Below are 20,342 nucleotides of genomic sequence, written 5' to 3'. Positions count from 1 at the left end.
TATCAAAACTTCGCAATAATGTTGCCTTTGCGTACATTATCTAAAGCCACTATCAAATCTTCACCATCTACGTTTATCGTTAGCATTTGCCCTTCGATTGCCGTGATGACACCTTTTAAATTACGACTACCCGCTACTGGCATCGTCAATTGTACTTTTGCATCTTCGCCAATATATGCAGCGTATTGCGCTGCAGTAAATAAAGGTCTATCAACCCCAGGCGAAGAAACTTCTAATGTGTATTCTGTCGAGATTGGGTCTTCAACATCTAGAACAGCACTAACTTGACGGCTGGCTTCGGCACAATCTTCGATATTGACACCACTTTCACCATCAATAAATACACGTAATATTGAATGACGCCCAGCATGGACAAACTCAATACCCCAAAGTTGAAAACCAATAGCCTCAACAGGTACTGTCAGCATTTCTGTCAGTTTAGTTTCTAATGTTGCCAAAAATGACCCCCAAAAACGAAAAAAAGGGCATAAGCCCCAAAAAAGTCCGTATAATCACGGAGTTACCAAGCTCCATATAACAAAAAACCCCGTAATGACGAGGTCTTAATATAGAACCTTTTAATTGAAGAATGTTTTACGCAATTTCGTAAAATCAATCGACAATAAGCTGGTTGCGGGGGCCGGATTTGAACCGACGACCTTCGGGTTATGAGCCCGACGAGCTACCAAACTGCTCCACCCCGCGTCAACTTGCGCAATTATATTAACTTACGTCTTCTCTTGCAATGATTAATCCAATTAACTTTGATTAATCAAATTTGGTGCGGATGGTGGGACTTGAACCCACACGAGCATAGCTCACCACCCCCTCAAGATGGCGCGTCTACCAATTCCGCCACATCCGCATATGTAACTGTTACTATTTTCTATTAGCTAATTTGAGGTTAAGGTTAAGTTTGAGAGAGGGAAACTTAACTTAGCTAATAGAGACAAAACTTAATGGAAGCAACAAACTATGTTGCCTCAATTTGTTGTTTAGTCTGGAATCTTTGTTTCAGTTTGAGTAGGAGCTTGTTCAACTTGCTCTACTGCAGAACCTAAATCATTCCATGCATCATCTTGCTTTGAATGGTTAGCACTTAAGTTACCTAATACTAGGCTTAAAGTGAAAAAACCAATTGCTAGCACAGCTGTGCTACGTGTCAGGAAATTACCTGAACCGCCGGAGCCAAATAGAGTTCCTGATGCACCAGCACCAAAAGAAGAACCCATATCAGCACCTTTACCTTGCTGAAGAAGGATTAGGCCAACAAGACCAATCGCAACAACCAAGTAAACTACAATTAAAACTTCATACATAATATTAAGCGCTCATCGCTATGGAACATAAACTTAAAAACTCGCTAGAGTTTAAGCTAGCACCGCCAATCAGTCCACCATCAACATCTGGCTGTGCAAAAATATCGGCTGCATTTGAAGGCGTAACACTACCACCGTACAAAATACGAATATTTTCTCCGATGAACGGTGACACTTCAGAAAGTCTTTGACGAATAAACGCATGGACTTCTTGTGCCTGCTCTGGAGTTGCACTCTTACCAGTACCTACAGCCCATAAAGGCTCGTAAGCAATAATGGCATTATCAAAAGCCATGGTGCCATTCTTTTCAATCACAATGTCTAACTCTTCGGCAATCACTTCAAAAGTACGTCTTGCTTCACGAGCTGGACCAGATTCACCAACACAAAGAATCGGCGTTAAACCATGTTTCTGTGCTGCAGCAAATTTCTCTGCAACGATATTACTTGTTTCGCCATACATACGACGGCGTTCGGAATGGCCGATAATCACATATCGACATCCTGAATCTTTTAGCATTTTACCGGAAACTTCACCAGTGTAGGCTCCAAAGTCATGCTGACTAAGGTTTTGTGCGCCCATTCTTACAAGCGCGCCATCTAAGGTTTGCTTATTTGCTTCAAGTAGTTGTCTTACACTTTCAAGGTAAATTGAAGGTGGACACAAAACTACTTCAGCAGAATCATTTTGGAGCTTTGTAGCGAACTTGCTGAATAACTCTTGGGCTAAAGCCGAACTGCCATTCATTTTCCAGTTGCCAGCTACCATAGGACGTCTGAGTGCCATTACTGTCTCCTTTCAAAGCGGCGTGAATAATAACGAACCACCAAACAAGTTACAATACCTAAGTTAGGAATAATTACTATAACGTGTCAGAGTGTTGTTTTTTTACTCGGTACGATTAAGTATTAATAAATAAACAATTAATATATAACATTTAGGATTTACTAACGCGTTGCACTGCATCAGCAATCTGTTGTGCAAAAGATGTGACCAATGCCACATCTTCACCTTCAACCATCACCCTTATTAAGGGCTCAGTGCCGGATTTTCTAAGTAAAACTCGACCGGTTTTACCTAATAGCTGCTCTACATGCTGCAGGGTAGTGATGACCGCTGACGCTGATAATGGATCAGTCTCACTATTAAAAGTGACATTAATTAATACTTGAGGCAACATTTTTAGCGGTTTAACCAACTGTGCTAACGATAATTGTTGCTGCTGCATTGCCGCTAACACTAAAATTCCCGCCACGATACCGTCCCCTGTCGTGCCGTGATCTAAATCGAGTATATGTCCAGAGCTTTCGCCGCCAATACGCCAGTGGTGTTGACGCATCAACGCCATGACATAACGGTCACCTACTTTTGAGCGCATAAAGGGGATATTCAATCTCTTAAGCGCCAACTCCAAGCCTAGATTTGACATCAAGGTGCCAACAACCCCGCCCTTCAAAGTGCCATTATTAAGCGCATTAGCGGCAAGCACATAAAGAATTTGATCGCCATCAATCACATTACCTTGATGATCCACCATCATGATCCTATCACCATCGCCATCTAAGGCAATGCCGACATCAGCCTGTTCTAGCAGCACTTGCTCGCATATTGACGCCATGGATGTCGCGCCAACATTGTCATTAATATTTAATCCATTAGGTTTATCACCAATGGTGATCACTTCTGCGCCAAGCTCTTTAAAAACACTAGGAGCAATGTGATATGTTGCGCCGTGAGCGCAATCAACCACAATTTTAAGCCCAGCTAAAGTCAGCTCAGCAGGGAAATGACCTTTACAATATTCAATGTAGCGCCCTGCTGCATCATCAATTCTTGCCGCTTTGCCCAATAAATGAGACTCAACACAAACTAAGTCTTTGGTAAGTTCATGCTCTATTTCTAATTCAAGCGCATCATCTAACTTACTGCCGTCAGCTGAAAAAAACTTAATACCATTATCGTAATAGGGATTATGGGAGGCACTAATAACAATGCCAGCTTCGGCCCTAAAAGTTCGGGTTAAATAAGCAATAGCTGGCGTCGGCATAGGCCCAACCAATAATACATTTAAGCCAGCGGCAGATAAGCCGGCTTCCAGTACGGATTCAAACAGGTAACCCGAAATCCGTGTGTCTTTACCGATAATCACTTTCTTGGTGCCACTGCGTGAAAGCACCCTTCCCGCTGCCCAGCCAAGCTTAAGAGCAAGCTCGGGGGTCATTTTACCCGCGCCGACCTTGCCCCTAATACCATCAGTTCCAAAAAATTGTCTTTGCTGCATGTGTACCTCTCAAAGTGAATTCATACCACTTGATAACGTAACCTAGGCAAAAAATGCATGTTTAAAATGACTGAAAAGGTTAGTTATGTAAACTTGCCATTGTCGCTGACATCACAGTGAGTGCATCCACGGTTTCTTCAACATCATGTACCCGTATAATTTGCGCCCCTTGCTGCGCCGCAATCATCGCCCCAGCAAGACTACCCGCTAAGCGATTATTAATATCACGCTGTAATAAATCCCCGATCATGCTTTTTCTTGATAAACCTACCAGCACGGGAAAATGCAAACTATGTAGTTCCGGTAACTTGGCTAACAGCTGATAATTATGCTCAAGAGTTTTACCAAAGCCAAAGCCTGGATCTAAAATGATATTTTCTCGAGACATACCTGCTGCTAAACAATAATCTACCCTTAGCGACAAAAAGTCATTAACTTGTTGGATAACATCGTCGTATTCTGGTGAGTCTTGCATATCTTTTGGTTGCCCTTGCATATGCATTAAACATACGGGCACATCGAGCATAGTTGCCATTGCCAGCGCGCCGGGCTCTTGTAGCGCACGAACATCATTAATAATATGGGCGCCTGCAGCAACTGCTTTTTCCATGACTTGCGGCTTACTGGTATCGATTGAAATCCACACATCATGGTTTTGGGCAGTATATTCGATGACAGGAATAACTCTAGCGAGCTCTTCTTCTAAAGTAACTGCTGTAGCACCTGGTCTGGTTGACTCGCCGCCAATATCAACTATTTTAGCCCCTTGACTGATGACTTTATCAACTTGCTGACAAGCACTTTCAAACGTGGCATGTTGACCGCCATCAGAAAAAGAATCTGGGGTTACATTAATGATAGCCATAACAATCGGACTCGCTAGCGAGAGGGTTTTATCTCCCGATTTAAGTTCAAACACACAACCTCACTTATACTCAATTTAATGAGTTAGATAATATTTAACTCTATTAGCTGAATTAAAATACTTTTGTTCACAAAGCAATAAATATAAAAAAACCCCTTTCGGGGTTTTTTACGTTAATTTAACTCAGCGTTATTTAGCAGGCGCATCAGTATCTGGTGTCGATTCTGATTTATCATCTGCTTTATCTGCGTCTGCTGCTTCAGAGTCAGCTTTAGTCTCTGTCGCGTTTGCAGGCGTGCCTTTATCTTTATCATCAATTGAGTCATCAGCATCCCAATCGGCTGGCTGACGAACTTCGCGACGATTCATTAAATCATCAATTTGATCGGCATCGATGGTTTCAAATTTCATTAACGCATCTTTCATGGCATGGAGGATATCCATGTTGTCATTTAAGTAAGTATGCGCACGATCGTAATTTGAATCAATTAAGTGTTTTACTTCGGCATCGATGATACGGGCGGTATCGTCGGACATATGTTGGGTTTTACCCATACTGCGTCCTAGGAATACTTCGTTTTCATCTTCAGCATAAAGTACCGGGCCTAATTTTTCAGAGAAGCCCCACTGGGTCACCATGTTACGTGCAATTGACGTTGCATATTTAATGTCTTGTGAAGCACCTGTCGATACGCGCTCTGTACCGTAGATCATCTCTTCCGCTAAACGTCCGCCGTAGGCAACTGAAATTTGGCTTTCAAGTTTACGGCGACTTTGACTAATTGCATCAGCTTCAGGTAAGAAGAAAGTCACACCTAATGCACGGCCACGTGGAATAATAGTAACCTTATGCACAGGATCATGCTCAGGCACTAAACAACCAACAATCGCATGACCTGCTTCATGGTATGCGGTCATTTCTTTTTCATCTTCAGACATCACCATAGTGCGGCGCTCAGCACCCATCATGATTTTGTCTTTAGCACTTTCAAACTCTTCCATGCTCACTACGCGGCGATTACCCCGAGCAGCAAATAGCGCAGCTTCATTCACCAAGTTTGCTAAATCAGCACCTGAGAACCCTGGGGTACCACGAGCAATAACGCTGGCTTTGACACCATCTGCTAACGGTACTTTACGCATATGAACTTTTAAAATTTGTTCACGACCACGAACATCCGGTAAGCCAACAACCACTTGACGGTCAAAACGACCTGGACGTAGCAATGCAGCATCCAACACATCTGGTCTGTTGGTCGCAGCAATAACAATAATACCTTCGTTACCTTCAAAACCATCCATTTCAACCAGCATTTGGTTCAAGGTTTGCTCACGCTCATCGTGACCGCCACCAACACCAGCGCCACGTTGGCGACCTACAGCATCAATTTCATCGATAAAGATGATACATGGTGCAGACTTTTTAGCTTGCTCAAACATGTCACGTACACGTGATGCACCGACACCGACAAACATTTCAACAAAGTCAGAACCAGAAATAGTGAAAAACGGAACTTTAGCTTCACCAGCAATGGCTTTTGCAAGTAAGGTTTTACCCGTACCCGGTGGGCCAACTAAAAGAACACCGGTAGGAATGCGGCCACCAAGCTTTTGGAAACGGGTTGGCTCTTTTAGGTAATCAACCAATTCTTTTACGTCTTCTTTTGCTTCGTCACAACCTGCAACATCACCAAAAGTGGTTTTAATTTGGTCTTCGCTCATCAATTTGGCTTTACTCTTACCAAATGACATCGCGCCTTTACCGCCACCGCCTTGCATTTGGCGCATGAAGAATATCCACACACCAATTAATAACAGCATCGGGAACCAAGAGATAAAGATTTGGGTTAGGAAGCCTGACTCTTCAGCTTCTTGCCCCTTCATTGAAATCCCTTTACGATCAAGATCATTGATTAAATCTTGGTCATACATTGGCATGATTGTAGTGAACTTCTCTCCAGAGCGTCTTACTCCTTCAATGGTACGTTGATCACTTTTAATTTCTACCGAATTGATATTGCCGTTTCGGACACTATCTAAGAATACGGAATAATCCATCTTCTGCGTTGACGAAGAAGAGGGGGAATAGCCCTGAAACACTGACATCAACACGACGGCGATGACAACCCAGAGAATTAAATTTTTTGCCATGTCACTCAAATTGTTAGACCTCTTGAAGACCCACGATAATTAATCGTTAGACTACTATAACTTGTAACCAGTCGCCACTATATAAACTTCACGTGAACGTGGTCGTGATGAATCTGGTTTGCGTGTTTTCACTGTTGTAAAAGCTTGTCGCACTGCTTTCATATATTCATCAAAGCCTTCCCCCTGAAAAACTTTGACTGCAAAACTACCATTAGATGCCAAAACTTGATGGCACATATCTAATGCTAATTCTACTAAATACATTGCCCTTGGTTGATCCACACCATCTGAACCACTCATATTAGGCGCCATATCTGATAGTACTACATCAACTTTATCTTCACCAACGCGGTCAAGTAAAGCATCAAGTACTTTTTCTTCACGGAAATCGCCCTGTAAAAAGTCGACGCCCACGATGGGATCCATAGGTAAAATATCACATGCGACTAATTTACCTTTTTCTCCCACTAGTTTAACTGCAATTTGAGACCAACCGCCAGGCGCTGCGCCTAAGTCTACTACTGTCATACCAGGTTTAATTAATTTGTCTTTTTGTTGGATTTCTTCCAACTTGAATGCAGCTCGAGAGCGTAAACCTCGCTTTTGAGACAGTTTTACATAGTGATCATCAAAATGTTCTTGCATCCATCGGCTTGAACTTGCCGAGCGTTTCTTCGTTGCCATTTAAATTCCGTAACGATTTGGAGTTACATCATGCTTATATAAGGGTAGAATAGCCGTTTTTCAACAGTAACATTTAAAAAGTTGGTACAAATGAACTTAACAACCAAACAAAAACAGCATTTAAAAGGCCTGGCGCATAATTTAAAGCCTGTAGTGCTGCTTGGTGCTAATGGTTTGACCGAAGGTGTACTGGCTGAAATTGATAGTGCACTCACTCATCATGAACTAATTAAAGTGAAAGTAGGCTCTTCTGATAGAGAGCTTAAAAATGCTGTAGTTGACGCGATTATTCGCGAAACTCAATCTACCAAAGTACAGCTTATCGGTCACACCTTAGTTATTTTCCGTCAGTCTGCTGAAATGAAAATTGCCGTTCCAAAAGCAAAATAATTTCGTCAAACATCTGGGTTACTTAATATTAGTCGATTGTTGATTAACTGGTATTGAATATGACCTAAAAAAACCACTGCCATGCAGTGGTTTTTTTATCGCTATAGCAAACCAGTCTTAAGTCGTAACTTATTAAACGTATTCTACAGCGATAATTTCATATTCTGCGGTGCCACCAGGTGTGGTAATGGCAACTTCATCATCAAGGTTCTTACCAATTAATCCCCGCGCTATCGGTGAATTCACTGAAATAAGATTTTCTTTAATGTTTGCTTCATCATCACCGACGATACGGTAAGTTGACTCTGCATCGGTATCAACATTGACAATGGTCACTGTTGTGCCAAAAATCACTCGGCCATTGTTTGGCATTGATGTCACATCAATGATTTGTGCATTTGATAACTTGCCTTCAATATCACGAATACGTGCTTCACAAATACCTTGTTCTTCACGGGCTGCATGATATTCAGCATTTTCTTTCAAGTCGCCTAATTCACGTGCAGAAGCAATAGCTTCAGTAATGCTTGGACGACGCACAAATTTTAATTCATCTAATTCTTTACGCAGCTGTTCAGCTCCGATGATCGTCATAGGGACGGTATTCATAATGTCTTATGTCTCCTTTAAAAACAAAAGCACCCCGTGTCGACACGCATATCAACACAGTAAAATCTATATTATTAAACGTCGAGTCGTCATGCTCACATTCACTTATAGCGACATGTGGCAACAAAACAGTCTCGCGCGCTGAAGGGCTAGCAAATGATGATAGCTAAGCTTACATAAGCTTGCGAGTAGTTACTAGTGAGTGTCAAAAAATAGTAATAAAAAAGGCTGCATGACTGCAGCCTTTTTAACCGAATCGACGTTAAATTAAATATTATTAACTTTTAGCGATTCGTTCATGCAATTCTTGTACTGAATTGACGTTATTACGGTCATCTGCTGAATGGGCCATACAGGTAGCAAATGCAGCATTCAATGTTGTGGTGTAGTTCACTTTATAACGCAGTGCACCACGACGAATTTGACGAGAATCTTCAATCGCTTGACGCCCCTCAGTGGTATTAATGATGTAAGTGTATTCACCATTTTTAATACGGTCGAGAATATGTGGACGGCCTTCATGTACCTTGTTAACTAGACGCGGATTAATACCTGCTTCACCTAGAATAACTGCAGTGCCATGAGTTGCATCAATTTGATAACCTAGCTCAATCAGTTCAGCTGCAAGTTCAGCCACACGCGCTTTATCACTGTTACGCACAGAAATTAATGCACGGCCAGACTTAGGTACTTCAGCTGTGGCGCCAAGCTGGGCTTTAGCATAAGCTTCAGCAAAGGTTTCACCCACACCCATAACTTCACCTGTAGAGCGCATTTCGGGGCCAAGCATTGGGTCAACACCTGGGAACTTGTTAAACGGCAATACCACTTCTTTTACTGAGAAGTATGGTGGGATCACTTCTTTAGTGAAGTTCTGCGATGCTAAGCTTTGACCAGCCATTACACGTGCAGCAATCTTCGCTAGCGGGATACCGGTTGCTTTAGAGACAAATGGCACTGTACGCGCAGCACGTGGATTGACTTCAATCATGTAGATTTCGTCATCTTTAACCGCAAACTGAACGTTCATCAAACCAATTACGCCCAGCTCCATGGCTAATTTAGCCACTTGCTCACGCATACGGTTTTGAACATCTTCGCTTAAGCTGTATGGCGGCAACGAACAACCTGAGTCACCTGAGTGAACCCCCGCTTGTTCAATGTGCTCCATGATAGAACCCACAACCACGATTTCGCCGTCACAAACTGCATCGATATCGATTTCAATGGCATTATCGAGGAAACGGTCAAGCAATACTGGTGATGAGTTAGATACGCTTACTGCTTCATTGAAGTAGCGACGTAAGTCTTGCTCGTCATAAACGATTTCCATTGCGCGTCCACCTAATACATAAGATGGACGAACCACTAACGGGTAACCGATACGGGCAGCAGAAAGTACCGCACCTTCAACCGTTGTTACGGTATCGTTTTCAGGTTGCTTCATTTCAAGACGTTGAATCGCTTGCTGGAAACGCTCACGGTCTTCAGCGCGGTCAATGGCATCGGGGCTTGTACCAATAATCGGTACACCTGCCGCTTCTAGTTCACGTGCCAGTTTTAGCGGTGTTTGACCACCGTACTGTACGATAACGCCTTTTGGCTTCTCAATACGAACGATTTCAAGCACATCTTCAAAGGTCACTGGCTCAAAGTACAAGCGATCTGAGGTGTCATAATCGGTCGAAACTGTCTCAGGGTTACAGTTAACCATAATGGTCTCGTAACCGTCTTCACGCAATGCTAATGCCGCATGAACACAACAGTAATCAAACTCAATACCTTGACCAATACGGTTAGGGCCGCCACCAAGAATCATGATTTTTTCACGGGTTGATGGCGCGGCTTCACATTCTTCTTCGTAAGTTGAGTACATGTAAGCAGTGTCTGTGGCAAATTCTGCCGCACAGGTATCGACACGCTTATACACTGGGTGCATATCAAAGCGGTCACGAATTTTACGCACTTCGCTATCACTGACACCTAAGATGTGTGCTAAACGTGCATCAGAGAAACCTTTACGCTTAAGTTGCAGTAAGAAGGCTTCGTTAAGACCTGACATCCCCACTTCAGCCACTTTAGCTTCTTGGGCGATAAGATCTTCAATTTGGACTAAGAACCAATGATCAACATTAGTTAGCTTGAAGATATCATCACGACTTAGACCAGCGCGGAAGGCATCAGCAATGTACCAAATACGGTCACAACCAGGCTCTTTTAACTCATGACGAATTGTTTGCATTGCTTCAGGCGATGCAAGGTCAACAATCGGGTCAAAACCGTTACGGTTAACTTCAAGTCCACGTAATGCTTTTTGTAATGACTCTTGGAAAGTACGGCCAATGGCCATGACTTCACCCACTGACTTCATTTGCGTCGTCAAACGGTCATTAGCGCCAGCAAATTTTTCAAAGTTAAAGCGCGGCACTTTAGTCACAACGTAATCAATTGCAGGCTCGAATGATGCTGGGGTGCGACCACCAGTAATATCATTCATTAGCTCGTCTAAGGTGAAACCTACCGCTAATTTCGCGGCGATTTTAGCAATCGGGAAACCGGTTGCTTTAGAAGCTAACGCAGAAGAGCGAGAAACACGCGGGTTCATTTCAATAATGACCATACGGCCAGTGTTTGGACAAATACCAAACTGAACGTTTGAACCACCGGTTTCAACACCAATTTCACGCAGTACCGCTAAAGAAGCGTTACGCATTAATTGGTATTCTTTATCGGTCAGTGTTTGCGCTGGTGCAACAGTGATTGAATCACCGGTATGCACGCCCATGGCATCGAAGTTTTCAATGGCACACACAATGATGCAGTTATCATTGCGGTCACGAACCACTTCCATTTCGTACTCTTTCCAACCGATTAGTGACTCATCGATTAGCAGCTCGCTAGTTGGCGATAACTCAAGGCCTTGAGAACAAATGTCTTCAAACTCTTCTTTGTTATACGCAATACCACCGCCACTGCCACCCATGGTGAAAGATGGACGAATAATACACGGAAAGCCAACTTGGTCTAAAACACCGTAAGCTTCTTCCATTGTATGGGCAATACCAGCACGAGGACAGTCAAGTCCAATTGACTTCATTGCAGTATCAAAACGACTACGGTCTTCAGCTTTATCAATTGCGTCAGCTGTCGCGCCAATCATTTCAACGTTAAACTCTTCTAGTACACCTTCAGCTTCTAGCTGCAGTGCACAGTTAAGTGCGGTTTGGCCACCCATAGTTGGCAAAATCGCATCAGGTTTTTCTTTAGCGATAATGTTACGCACAACTTCCCAGTGAATTGGCTCGATGTATGTCGCATCAGCCATTTCTGGATCAGTCATAATGGTTGCAGGGTTAGAGTTAACTAAGATAACTCGATAACCTTCTTCACGCAGCGCTTTACACGCTTGTGCGCCAGAATAGTCAAATTCACAGGCTTGACCAATCACAATTGGGCCAGCGCCTAGGATCAGAATACTTTTAATATCAGTACGTTTTGGCATTGCTTATCTATTCTCCGAATGACCTAACTATTTAGCGTTTTGACGATATTGTTCAATCAACTCAATAAAGTGATCAAACAGTGGTGACGCATCGGTCGGTCCAGGGCTTGCTTCTGGGTGACCTTGGAAACTAAACGCTGGTTTATCAGTAAGGTGAATACCTTGCAAAGACCCATCAAATAACGATTTGTGAGTCACTTTGATGTTCGCAGGCAACGTCGCTTCATCAGCAGCAAAACCGTGGTTTTGACTGGTGATCATCACATTACCTTTTTCAATATTACTTACCGGGTGGTTAGCGCCATGATGACCAAACTTCATTTTCAAAGTTTTTGCCCCAGATGCTAATGCAAGTAATTGGTGACCAAGACAAATACCAAATACTGGGATTTCAGTTTTTAAAATTTCTTGGATAGCCGTAATCGCATAATCACATGGCTCTGGGTCGCCAGGGCCATTTGATAGGAAAATCCCATCAGGATTCATTGCTAATACTTCAGCTGCCGGTGTTTGTGCAGGGACAACAGTAACATCACAACCGCGGTCAACTAGCATGCGTAAAATATTGCGCTTGATACCATAATCAAAAGCAACAATTTTAAACTTAAGCTCTGACGCTGGAGTTTCGTCCGGTAAACCACCCACTAAGCGCCAAGTGCCTTTGCGCCATTGGTAGGTCGACTCTGTGGTCACTTCTTTAGCCAAATCCATGCCTTTCAAACCAGGGAATGCTTTGGCTGCTGCTAATGCTTTAGCTTCATCGATATCGCCGACCATAATACAACCGGCTTGGGCACCCTTTTCACGTAAAATACGAGTTAATTTACGGGTATCGATATCAGCGATACCAACAACATTATTCGCTTTTAAATAATCGCTTAAGGATTGTTGATTACGGAAGTTGCTAGCTAATAGAGGGAGATCTCGGATGATTAGACCACAGGCATGAACTGAATCAGATTCGGTATCTTCATCGTTTGTTCCGGTGTTACCAATGTGCGGGTAAGTCAAAGTGACAATCTGGCGAGAATATGACGGATCCGTTAAAATCTCTTGATAACCTGTCATTGAAGTATTAAAAACGACTTCACCAACAGTAAGTCCATCGGCACCAATTGCTGTGCCAGAGAATACGGTTCCATCTTCGAGTACGAGTAAGGCAGACTGTGTCAACGCGACCTCCAAAAATAAGAGTCAAACCACTGAAATTATTGAATTTTAATTTCTACAGATTTACAAAATTACGAAAATTTGGCAAATTCCAGCGATTCTATATGAATTATGTGTAAGCGTCTATGCTTGAGTTATGTTTTTTTGGGAACAATATTTTCCCAAAAAAAAACCACCAACGGTGGTTTTTTTAAATATTAATTGAGTCCCAATACTTGCTGCATGTCATAAAGACCAGCATCTTGATCGGATAGCCAATAGGCGGCGCGCATTGCGCCATTTGCAAAGGTCATTCGACTGGTGGCTTTATGCGTTATTTCAACTCGCTCACCAATATCTGCAAACATCACCGTATGATCACCAACAATATCACCGGCACGTATAGTAGAAAAACCAATGGTATTTCTATCACGTTCGCCAGTCATACCTTCACGACCATATACAGCACACTCTTCAAGATCACGACCTAAAGTTTCAGCGATAACTTCGCCCATCTTTAATGCAGTCCCTGAAGGGGCGTCTTTCTTAAAGCGATGATGGCCTTCGGTGATTTCGATATCGGTATAATCACCCATTACTTTTGCCGTTAACTCTAATAGTTTCAGCGTTAAGTTAACGCCTACTGACATATTCGGTGCAAACACAACCGGTGTTTGCTCAGCATAAGCACCAATCAACTCTTTTTGAGCATGATTGAACCCAGTAGTACCAATCACAATCGCCTTATGGTTTTTAGCGCACCAATCAAGGTGAACCAACGACGACTCTGGAGAGGTAAAATCAATTAATACATCAAAATGTTCTGATGCAATATCTAATGAATCTGTAATCGCGACATTCATAGTACCAACACCAGCAAGCTCACCAGCATCAACACCAATCAGTGTTGAACCTGTACGCTCAATAGCAGCACCCAAATATATCACCTCATGTTGCTTTGCAGCTTCAATCAGTGTGCGACCCATACGGCCACTGGCACCAACAACAGCGACTCTTACTTTTGCAGTCATTTACTTCTCCCAGTGATACAAAAACGCCTAAGTAAACTTAGGCGCTTTTCATTAAACGATTGCTAATAATTCGACTTCAAATACCAACGCCGAGAATGGCGGGATAGAAGCGCCAGCACCACGTTCGCCATAAGCTAAGTGTTGTGGAACGAATAGTTTAAGCTTAGTGCCAACAGGCATTAGTTGTAATGCTTCAGTCCAACCAGCGATAACACCAGAAACTGGGAATTCAGCAGGCTCGCCACGAGCTACAGAGCTATCGAATACTTCACCGTTGATGAAAGTACCGTGGTAATGTGCACGAATAGTTGATTCAAGCGTTGGCTTTTCGCCTTCACCTTGAGTGATAACTTCGTATTGAAGTCCTGACTCAGTAACAATAATGTCTTCACGCTTAGCATTTTCAGCTAGGAATGTTTCACCTTCAGCAGATGCTGCAGCAGCAGCTTCTTCTTGAACAGCTTGTAAACGACGGCTGATTTCAGTGAAAGCAACTTGTAAGTCTTCCATAGCTACAGCACTTTCTTTACCAGCGAATGCATCAGCTAGACCAGCTTGTACAGCAGGGATATCGATGCCTTCGAAAGGGTTAGCAGCTAATTGCTCACCCATTTGACGACCTACACCGTAACTTGCTTGCTGTTCCATTGTGTTGAACTCTGACATATCGTATTTACTCTTAATTCATCGGTTAAAATTTGCGGGGCAGTTTACCACACTTTCGTTGCTGATGGGTGCTAATCTACCTCGATTATGACTATTTTTCAGTAGCCTTAATGACACTTGGCAAGCGTATTCTTTAGAGCTGCTTGATACACTGGTGTCACTTTAGCTTGAAGGGCTTTTAAATCGGCAATACGTGTCGAATGAGATGGATGGGTTGAAAATAGCTCAGGGCCTTGTTCACCACCGGCTTTGGCCATATTTTGCCAAAGCGTAACGCTTTTAGCAGGATTAAAACCCGCTTTAGCCATTAACTCTAAACCAAGCTCATCGGATTCACTTTCTTGATCGCGGCCAAAGGGTAATAAAATACCGACTTGCGCACCTAAGCCTAAGCCCGCCATATAAAGATCTTTATTGGCCACGCCGCCAGCACCTAGGGCTATATCAGCCATTTGCATACCTGCATTGGTCATTTGTGAACGCGAAACTTGCTCATTACCATGCCTTGCTAGCACATGGGCTACTTCATGACCTATTACTGTCGCTAACTGGTCTTGATCGCTCGCCACCTTAAGTAATCCTGTGTACACGCCAATATGTCCACCAGGCAGTGCAAAAGCATTTATCTGATCTGAATCAAATAACACAACTTCCCAGTTTAAGCTTTGATCAGGTAATACTGCAGTAATGCGATTGGCAACACAGTTCACATAGGCGGTTTGCTGTTTATCGGTACTGATTTTTTCCGTTTTTTTCATCGCATCGAATGATTGCGCCCCCATTTGCGACATTTGAGACTCATCAAATAACAGCATTTGGCTGCGGCCAGTTGGGGATTTGTGGGTTGCGCAACCTGAGATAATAATGGTGGCAAATAGCCCCCAAAAAACGGCTTTCATAATAATTATCCTTTTATTATTTTGTGAGCGTTGGCAATAGTTCATCATATATTTAGTACTCAATAGATTGATTACAAATGAACCTATTGCGCGCTATTGTAAGTCATTTTTAGCTCAGCAATCACTAAAAACAGCAGCTTACCTTGGTGTTTATTTACCTTTAAAGTCCTTAATACTGCGCTTTTTCTGACTGCGGCGATTTGCTTGCTTATCTTTTTTTGGCCGTTGACTGTTACCCGAACTCGGTTTATCCGTCACCGGGAAATCTGCTAAGACGAGTGTTGGCAGCGCGCGCTCAGTTAAGGTTCTGATAGCTTGTAGTGCATCAGATTCACCATGACACACTAACGATAGCGCCAAACCATTAGCACCCGCCCTTGCCGTGCGGCCAATGCGGTGCACATACACTGCTGCGCTTGCGGGTAAATCCACATTAATAATCACAGGTAATGCATCAATGTCTATACCGCGGGCTAACACATCAGTTGCCACTAATACGGTTAACGCCTTTGATTTGAAGTCCTTTAAGGTTTTAGTGCGTATCGCTTGCTCTTTATCGCCATGCAATGCTGCCGCATTAACTCCAGCTTTTACCAGCTTTTTGGTTAGTGCATCTGCGCTATCTTTAGTATTGCTAAACACCAACACTTGCTGCCATTGATGCTGCTTTATTAGCGCAATCAGTGCTTGTGCTTTACTGCCTTTATTGACCAAATAAAGCTGCTCTTCAATGTGATCTACCACTGAATTGGCTTTATCAGCTTCAATACGGATCAGATCATGTTTCAAAATCACACTAACTTGTTTAGCTACTGTGTCATCTATGGTGGCTGAAAATAATAGTGTCTGCTTATTTACCGGCGTTTGCTGCACTATGGTTTTAATGTCTGCCCAAAAGCCCATATCTAATAACCGGTCTGCTTCATCAAGTACTAACAACTTCAGCGCTGATAAAGACACATGTTCCAGCTTTATAAACTGCACTAACCTTGATGGGGTGGCGATGATAATCTGCGGCGGTCTCTTCAAATCAGCGACTTGGGCTTCAACATCAATGCCGCCACATAAAAGCTGCACCTTTATGCCTAAAGGCTTCGCAACCTGATTAAGCGTTTGATAAACCTGATTAGCCAGCTCACGAGTCGGCGCAATTACTAGCGCTTGAACAGGGTCAGCTTTATCTAGATCAATAGCTTGCAGCATAGGCAAACCAAAGGCGTAAGTTTTACCGCTCCCTGTTTGTGCTAAAGCCAATACATCTTTACCTGATAACACAGCAGGAATGGCCAGCGCTTGAATTTTAGTGGCCGCTGTTAATTGCTTAGGTAAAGCTGAGATAAGGCTTGGATTGAGGTTTAACTGTAAAAAAGACATCGAAATAGTGATCCAAAGAAGCAATGAGATGCAGTCTACCGCACACTGACGTCATTGTCTTAAGCTGTGTTTGTTTAATAGCCTGCAAAGTGCTTTAAAAACTTGCCAATAAAAAAGGCTAATTACTTTGCAGTAATTAACCTTTTAATCGACTCGCTAATAGCTAAATTTAATAAATAAATTTAGCTATTTAAATCGTGAAAAAACTTTTTTACGCCATCAAAGAACCCTTCAGCTTTAGGGCTGTGCTTCTTTGACTCACCGGTTAAGGTCGCTTCAAACTCACGAAGTAGCTCTTTTTGCTTTTCGTTAAGTTTAACTGGTGTTTCCATGACGACTTTACAAAGTAAGTCACCAACGGCGTGGCTGCGAACCGATTTAACACCTTTACCGCGCAAGCGGAACATACGGCCAGTTTGGCTTTCTGCAGGTATTTTCAAATTCACTTTACCATCAAGTGTTGGCACTTCAATCTCGCCACCTAATGCAGCTTTGCTGAATGAAATTGGCACTTCGCAGTAGAGGTTATTACCATCACGAACAAAAATATTATGTTCACGAACGCTCACCTGTACATATAAGTCACCCGGAGGCGCGCCAAACTCACCCGCTTCACCTTCACCGGTTAAGCGAACACGATCGCCAGTATCAACACCAGCTGGTATTTTAACTGATAAGGTTTTGCTCTTTTCAACACGGCCTTCGCCATGACACTTCTTACAAGGATCTTTAATGATCTTGCCGCGGCCATGACAAGTCGGACACGCCTGCTGAACAGCAAAGAAGCCTTGACGCATTTGTACTTGGCCTTGACCATGACAGGTACCACAAGTGGTTGCTGACGAGCCTTTCTTAGCGCCGCTGCCATCACAGCTATCACACGATGCTAAGGTAGGAATACGTAACTCTTTAGTAAGGCCACGAACCGCTTCTTCAAGTGATAAGTCTAAGTTGTAACGTAAGTCACTACCGCGAGCCGCTTGACGTTGTCCACCGCCACGACGACCGCCGCCAAAGATATCGCCAAACACGTCACCAAAGATATCACCGAAATCACCGCCGCCACCTTGACCGCCGCCACGATTAGGATCAACGCCTGCATGACCAAATTGGTCATAAGCCGCTTTCTTATTCGCGTCAGTTAAAATTTCATAAGCTTCTTTAGCTTCTTTAAAGTTAACTTCAGCTTCTTTGTCGCCTGGGTTACGGTCAGGATGATATTTCATCGCTAGACGCTTATAGGCTTTTTTGATTTCTCGTTCACTGGCATCGCGACCGACACTTAGAACTTCGTAATAATCTCGCTTTGACATAATCTCAGTTTTCTCAAGCAGGTATTGTACGAACGGGCGTTAGAGATTTCTCCCAACGCCCGCCTGAAAGTTAACTAACTAATTTAGCTTACTTTTTGTCGTCTTTTACTTCTTCAAACTCAGCATCAACAACGTCATCTTCAGGCTTAGCTTCTTGCGCATCTTGTGCTGGAGCTTCACCTTGTTGCGCTTGTGCTTTCGCTTGAGCGATTTCCATTAACTTAGCAGACGCTTCCATTAATGCTTGAGTCGCTTTATCAATTGCTTCTTTGTCGTTACCTTTAGTTGCGGTATCAACGTCAGCCATTGCTGCTTCAATTTTCTCTTTTTCTTCAGCTGGTAATGCTTCACCCGCTTCTTCGATTTGCTTCTTAGTTGCGTGAACCATGCCATCAGCTTGGTTACGTGCAGTCACTAGCTCTTCGAATTTAGCATCTTCATCAGCGTGAGCTTCTGCATCACGAACCATTTGCTCTACTTCTTCGTCACTTAGACCTGAGTTAGCTTTAATAGTGATGTTTTGCGCTTTACCGGTTTTCTTATCAGTTGCTGATACGTTTAAGATACCATCAGCATCGATGTCGAAAGATACTTCAACTTGTGGCATGCCACGTGGCGCTGGTTCAATACCTTCTAGGTTGAATTGACCTAGAGATTTGTTGTAGCTAGCTTGCTTACGCTCACCTTGAAGTACGTGAATTGTTACTGCACTTTGGTTATCTTCAGCAGTTGAGAACGTTTGACTCGCTTTAGTCGGGATAGTGGTGTTCTTCTCGATAAGCTTAGTCATTACGCTACCCATGGTTTCGATACCAAATGATAGTGGTGTAACGTCAAGTAGCAATACGTCTTTCACGTCGCCAGAAAGTACACCAGCTTGAATTGCTGCGCCTACGGCTACGGCTTCATCTGGGTTAACGTCTTTACGTGGCTCTTTACCGAAGAAGTCAGTTACTGCAGCCTGTACTTTAGGCATACGAGTTTGACCACCAACTAAAATCACTTCGTTGATGTCTGAAACAGATAAGTCTGCATCAGCTAGCGCAACTTTTAATGGCTCTAAAGAACGTTGGATTAAGTCGTCAACTAAAGACTCTAACTTAGCACGAGTGATTTTAACCACTAAATGCTTAGGACCTGTTGCATCAGCAGTGATGTAAGGCAGGTTAACTTCAGTTTGTGTTGTGCTTGAAAGTTCAATTTTCGCTTTTTCTGCAGCTTCTTTAACACGTTGCATTGCTAGCGGGTCGTTACGTAAGTCTAGACCTTGCTCTTTTTTGAACTCGTCAGCTAAGTAGTTAATTAGGCGGTTATCGAAATCTTCACCACCTAAATGAGTATCACCGTTAGTAGCAAGTACTTCGAAAGTTTGGTCACCATCGTTGCTATCAATTTCAATGATAGAGATATCAAAAGTACCACCACCTAAATCGTATACTGCAACAACGTTGTCGCCTTGTTTTTTGTCGATACCGTAAGCTAGTGCAGCAGCAGTTGGCTCGTTGATGATACGTTTAACATCAAGACCAGCAATACGACCAGCATCTTTAGTTGCTTGACGTTGTGAATCATTAAAGTATGCAGGAACAGTAATAACCGCTTCTGTTACTTCTTCACCCAAGAAATCTTCAGCTGTTTTCTTCATCTTTTTCAAGATTTCAGCAGATACTTGTGGTGGTGCCATTTTCTTGCCGTGAGCTTCAACCCATGCGTCACCATTGTCAGTACCAATGATTTTGAAAGGCATGATGTCAACATCACGTTGAACTTCGTCATCTTTAAAACGACGACCGATTAAACGCTTAATCGCGAAAAAAGTATTTGTTGGGTTTGTAACTGCTTGACGCTTAGCAGGTGAGCCTACTAATGTTTCGTCATCGGTATATGCGATGATAGATGCTGTTGTACGTTCGCCTTCAGCATTCTCGATTACGCGAGCAGTACCGCCATCAAGGACAGCCACACAAGAGTTAGTTGTGCCTAAGTCAATACCAATAATTTTGCCCATGAGGATCTCCGAAATATAAAATTTTAATGTAACTAATTTGATTATGTTTGTTGATATGGGGTCAGGAATTGATTTTTCAAGTCCTAATTTTTGCCTCTCA

At 43.0% G+C, this 20,342-nt stretch carries 17 protein-coding genes and 2 tRNA genes; 1 reads left to right on the top strand and 18 read right to left on the bottom strand.

Features of this window, described 5'->3' with window-relative positions; translation table 11 throughout:
- Positions 1-2 precede the first annotated feature (2 nt).
- The 9 genes from rimP to rlmE all read right to left on the bottom strand — a co-directional run bounded on the left by rimP (position 3) and on the right by rlmE (position 7,301).
- Positions 3-458, bottom strand: a complete 456-nt coding sequence (gene rimP / locus Q4533_RS08150) for a ribosome maturation factor RimP (RefSeq protein WP_076542862.1) — start codon at positions 456-458, stop codon at positions 3-5.
- Between the two features lie 170 nt (positions 459-628).
- Positions 629-705: transfer RNA gene (locus Q4533_RS08145), tRNA-Met, on the bottom strand.
- A 74-nt stretch (positions 706-779) separates the two neighbouring features.
- Positions 780-865 (bottom strand) — tRNA-Leu (locus tag Q4533_RS08140).
- 130 nt (positions 866-995) lie between these two features.
- Positions 996-1,319 (bottom strand): preprotein translocase subunit SecG, encoded by a 324-nt coding sequence (gene secG / locus Q4533_RS08135; RefSeq protein ID WP_076542859.1) that lies wholly within the window; start codon positions 1,317-1,319, stop codon positions 996-998.
- A gap of 4 nt (positions 1,320-1,323) precedes the next feature.
- Positions 1,324-2,106, bottom strand: coding sequence for a triose-phosphate isomerase (gene tpiA / locus Q4533_RS08130; RefSeq protein WP_076542857.1), 783 nt, complete (start codon positions 2,104-2,106; stop codon positions 1,324-1,326).
- A 151-nt stretch (positions 2,107-2,257) separates the two neighbouring features.
- Complete coding sequence (gene glmM / locus Q4533_RS08125; RefSeq protein ID WP_303460041.1) at positions 2,258-3,601, bottom strand: phosphoglucosamine mutase; 1,344 nt, start codon at positions 3,599-3,601, stop codon at positions 2,258-2,260.
- A 79-nt stretch (positions 3,602-3,680) separates the two neighbouring features.
- Positions 3,681-4,520 (bottom strand): dihydropteroate synthase, encoded by an 840-nt coding sequence (gene folP, locus Q4533_RS08120; RefSeq protein WP_102437915.1) that lies wholly within the window; start codon positions 4,518-4,520, stop codon positions 3,681-3,683.
- A 135-nt stretch (positions 4,521-4,655) separates the two neighbouring features.
- On the bottom strand, positions 4,656-6,617 hold the full coding sequence (gene ftsH, locus Q4533_RS08115) for an ATP-dependent zinc metalloprotease FtsH (RefSeq protein ID WP_241904025.1): 1,962 nt from the start codon (positions 6,615-6,617) through the stop codon (positions 4,656-4,658).
- Positions 6,618-6,671: 54 nt separating this feature from the next.
- Complete coding sequence (gene rlmE / locus Q4533_RS08110; RefSeq protein WP_055023704.1) at positions 6,672-7,301, bottom strand: 23S rRNA (uridine(2552)-2'-O)-methyltransferase RlmE; 630 nt, start codon at positions 7,299-7,301, stop codon at positions 6,672-6,674.
- 90 nt (positions 7,302-7,391) lie between these two features.
- Between rlmE and yhbY the strand changes: the two genes are divergently transcribed.
- On the top strand, positions 7,392-7,691 hold the full coding sequence (gene yhbY, locus Q4533_RS08105; protein ID WP_076542846.1) for a ribosome assembly RNA-binding protein YhbY: 300 nt from the start codon (positions 7,392-7,394) through the stop codon (positions 7,689-7,691).
- Between the two features lie 132 nt (positions 7,692-7,823).
- On the opposite strand, the gene greA is transcribed toward yhbY, so the two are convergent.
- The 9 genes from greA to dnaK form a co-directional block, all read right to left on the bottom strand.
- A complete protein-coding gene (gene greA / locus Q4533_RS08100) occupies positions 7,824-8,300 on the bottom strand; it encodes a transcription elongation factor GreA (protein ID WP_076542843.1) in 477 nt (158 codons plus the stop codon).
- Positions 8,301-8,577: 277 nt separating this feature from the next.
- Positions 8,578-11,802: a carbamoyl-phosphate synthase large subunit gene (gene carB, locus Q4533_RS08095; RefSeq protein ID WP_102477158.1), complete on the bottom strand. Its 3,225-nt coding sequence runs from the start codon at positions 11,800-11,802 to the stop codon at positions 8,578-8,580.
- Positions 11,803-11,829: 27 nt separating this feature from the next.
- On the bottom strand, positions 11,830-12,987 hold the full coding sequence (gene carA, locus Q4533_RS08090) for a glutamine-hydrolyzing carbamoyl-phosphate synthase small subunit (protein WP_303502574.1): 1,158 nt from the start codon (positions 12,985-12,987) through the stop codon (positions 11,830-11,832).
- 182 nt (positions 12,988-13,169) lie between these two features.
- The gene (gene dapB / locus Q4533_RS08085) at positions 13,170-13,982 is read right to left on the bottom strand and encodes a 4-hydroxy-tetrahydrodipicolinate reductase (protein WP_303412135.1); all 813 of its coding nucleotides are present in this window, start codon (positions 13,980-13,982) and stop codon (positions 13,170-13,172) included.
- Positions 13,983-14,033: 51 nt separating this feature from the next.
- On the bottom strand, positions 14,034-14,648 hold the full coding sequence (locus Q4533_RS08080; RefSeq protein WP_102437925.1) for an FKBP-type peptidyl-prolyl cis-trans isomerase: 615 nt from the start codon (positions 14,646-14,648) through the stop codon (positions 14,034-14,036).
- Between the two features lie 107 nt (positions 14,649-14,755).
- The gene (locus tag Q4533_RS08075) at positions 14,756-15,547 is read right to left on the bottom strand and encodes a M48 family metallopeptidase (protein ID WP_303502573.1); all 792 of its coding nucleotides are present in this window, start codon (positions 15,545-15,547) and stop codon (positions 14,756-14,758) included.
- Between the two features lie 150 nt (positions 15,548-15,697).
- The gene (locus Q4533_RS08070; protein WP_102477154.1) at positions 15,698-16,921 is read right to left on the bottom strand and encodes a DEAD/DEAH box helicase; all 1,224 of its coding nucleotides are present in this window, start codon (positions 16,919-16,921) and stop codon (positions 15,698-15,700) included.
- A gap of 182 nt (positions 16,922-17,103) precedes the next feature.
- Positions 17,104-18,234 carry a molecular chaperone DnaJ gene (gene dnaJ, locus Q4533_RS08065; protein ID WP_102437931.1) on the bottom strand — a complete coding sequence of 377 codons (1,131 nt, stop codon included), beginning with the start codon at positions 18,232-18,234 and terminating at the stop codon, positions 17,104-17,106.
- Positions 18,235-18,322: 88 nt separating this feature from the next.
- On the bottom strand, positions 18,323-20,242 hold the full coding sequence (dnaK, locus tag Q4533_RS08060; protein ID WP_102437933.1) for a molecular chaperone DnaK: 1,920 nt from the start codon (positions 20,240-20,242) through the stop codon (positions 18,323-18,325).
- Positions 20,243-20,342: the final 100 nt, after the last annotated feature.

The organism is Shewanella sp. 6_MG-2023, from assembly GCF_030547195.1.
Taxonomy (GTDB): domain Bacteria; phylum Pseudomonadota; class Gammaproteobacteria; order Enterobacterales; family Shewanellaceae; genus Shewanella.
The sequence above is the reverse complement of the archived record's forward strand: the minus strand, read 5'-3'. Positions and strand labels throughout refer to the sequence as shown.

Coding starts and splice junctions, on each gene's coding strand:
- secG (WP_076542859.1), bottom strand. CDS start 1,319: ATGTATGAAGTTTTAATTGTAGTTTACTTGGTTGTTGCGATTGGTCTT.
- tpiA (WP_076542857.1), bottom strand. CDS start 2,106: ATGGCACTCAGACGTCCTATGGTAGCTGGCAACTGGAAAATGAATGGC.
- glmM (WP_303460041.1), bottom strand. CDS start 3,601: ATGCAGCAAAGACAATTTTTTGGAACTGATGGTATTAGGGGCAAGGTC.
- ftsH (WP_241904025.1), bottom strand. CDS start 6,617: ATGGCAAAAAATTTAATTCTCTGGGTTGTCATCGCCGTCGTGTTGATG.
- rlmE (WP_055023704.1), bottom strand. CDS start 7,301: ATGGCAACGAAGAAACGCTCGGCAAGTTCAAGCCGATGGATGCAAGAA.
- yhbY (WP_076542846.1), top strand. CDS start 7,392: ATGAACTTAACAACCAAACAAAAACAGCATTTAAAAGGCCTGGCGCAT.
- greA (WP_076542843.1), bottom strand. CDS start 8,300: ATGAATACCGTCCCTATGACGATCATCGGAGCTGAACAGCTGCGTAAA.
- carB (WP_102477158.1), bottom strand. CDS start 11,802: ATGCCAAAACGTACTGATATTAAAAGTATTCTGATCCTAGGCGCTGGC.
- dapB (WP_303412135.1), bottom strand. CDS start 13,982: ATGACTGCAAAAGTAAGAGTCGCTGTTGTTGGTGCCAGTGGCCGTATG.
- Q4533_RS08080 (WP_102437925.1), bottom strand. CDS start 14,648: ATGTCAGAGTTCAACACAATGGAACAGCAAGCAAGTTACGGTGTAGGT.
- Q4533_RS08075 (WP_303502573.1), bottom strand. CDS start 15,547: ATGAAAGCCGTTTTTTGGGGGCTATTTGCCACCATTATTATCTCAGGT.
- Q4533_RS08070 (WP_102477154.1), bottom strand. CDS start 16,921: ATGTCTTTTTTACAGTTAAACCTCAATCCAAGCCTTATCTCAGCTTTA.
- dnaJ (WP_102437931.1), bottom strand. CDS start 18,234: ATGTCAAAGCGAGATTATTACGAAGTTCTAAGTGTCGGTCGCGATGCC.
- dnaK (WP_102437933.1), bottom strand. CDS start 20,242: ATGGGCAAAATTATTGGTATTGACTTAGGCACAACTAACTCTTGTGTG.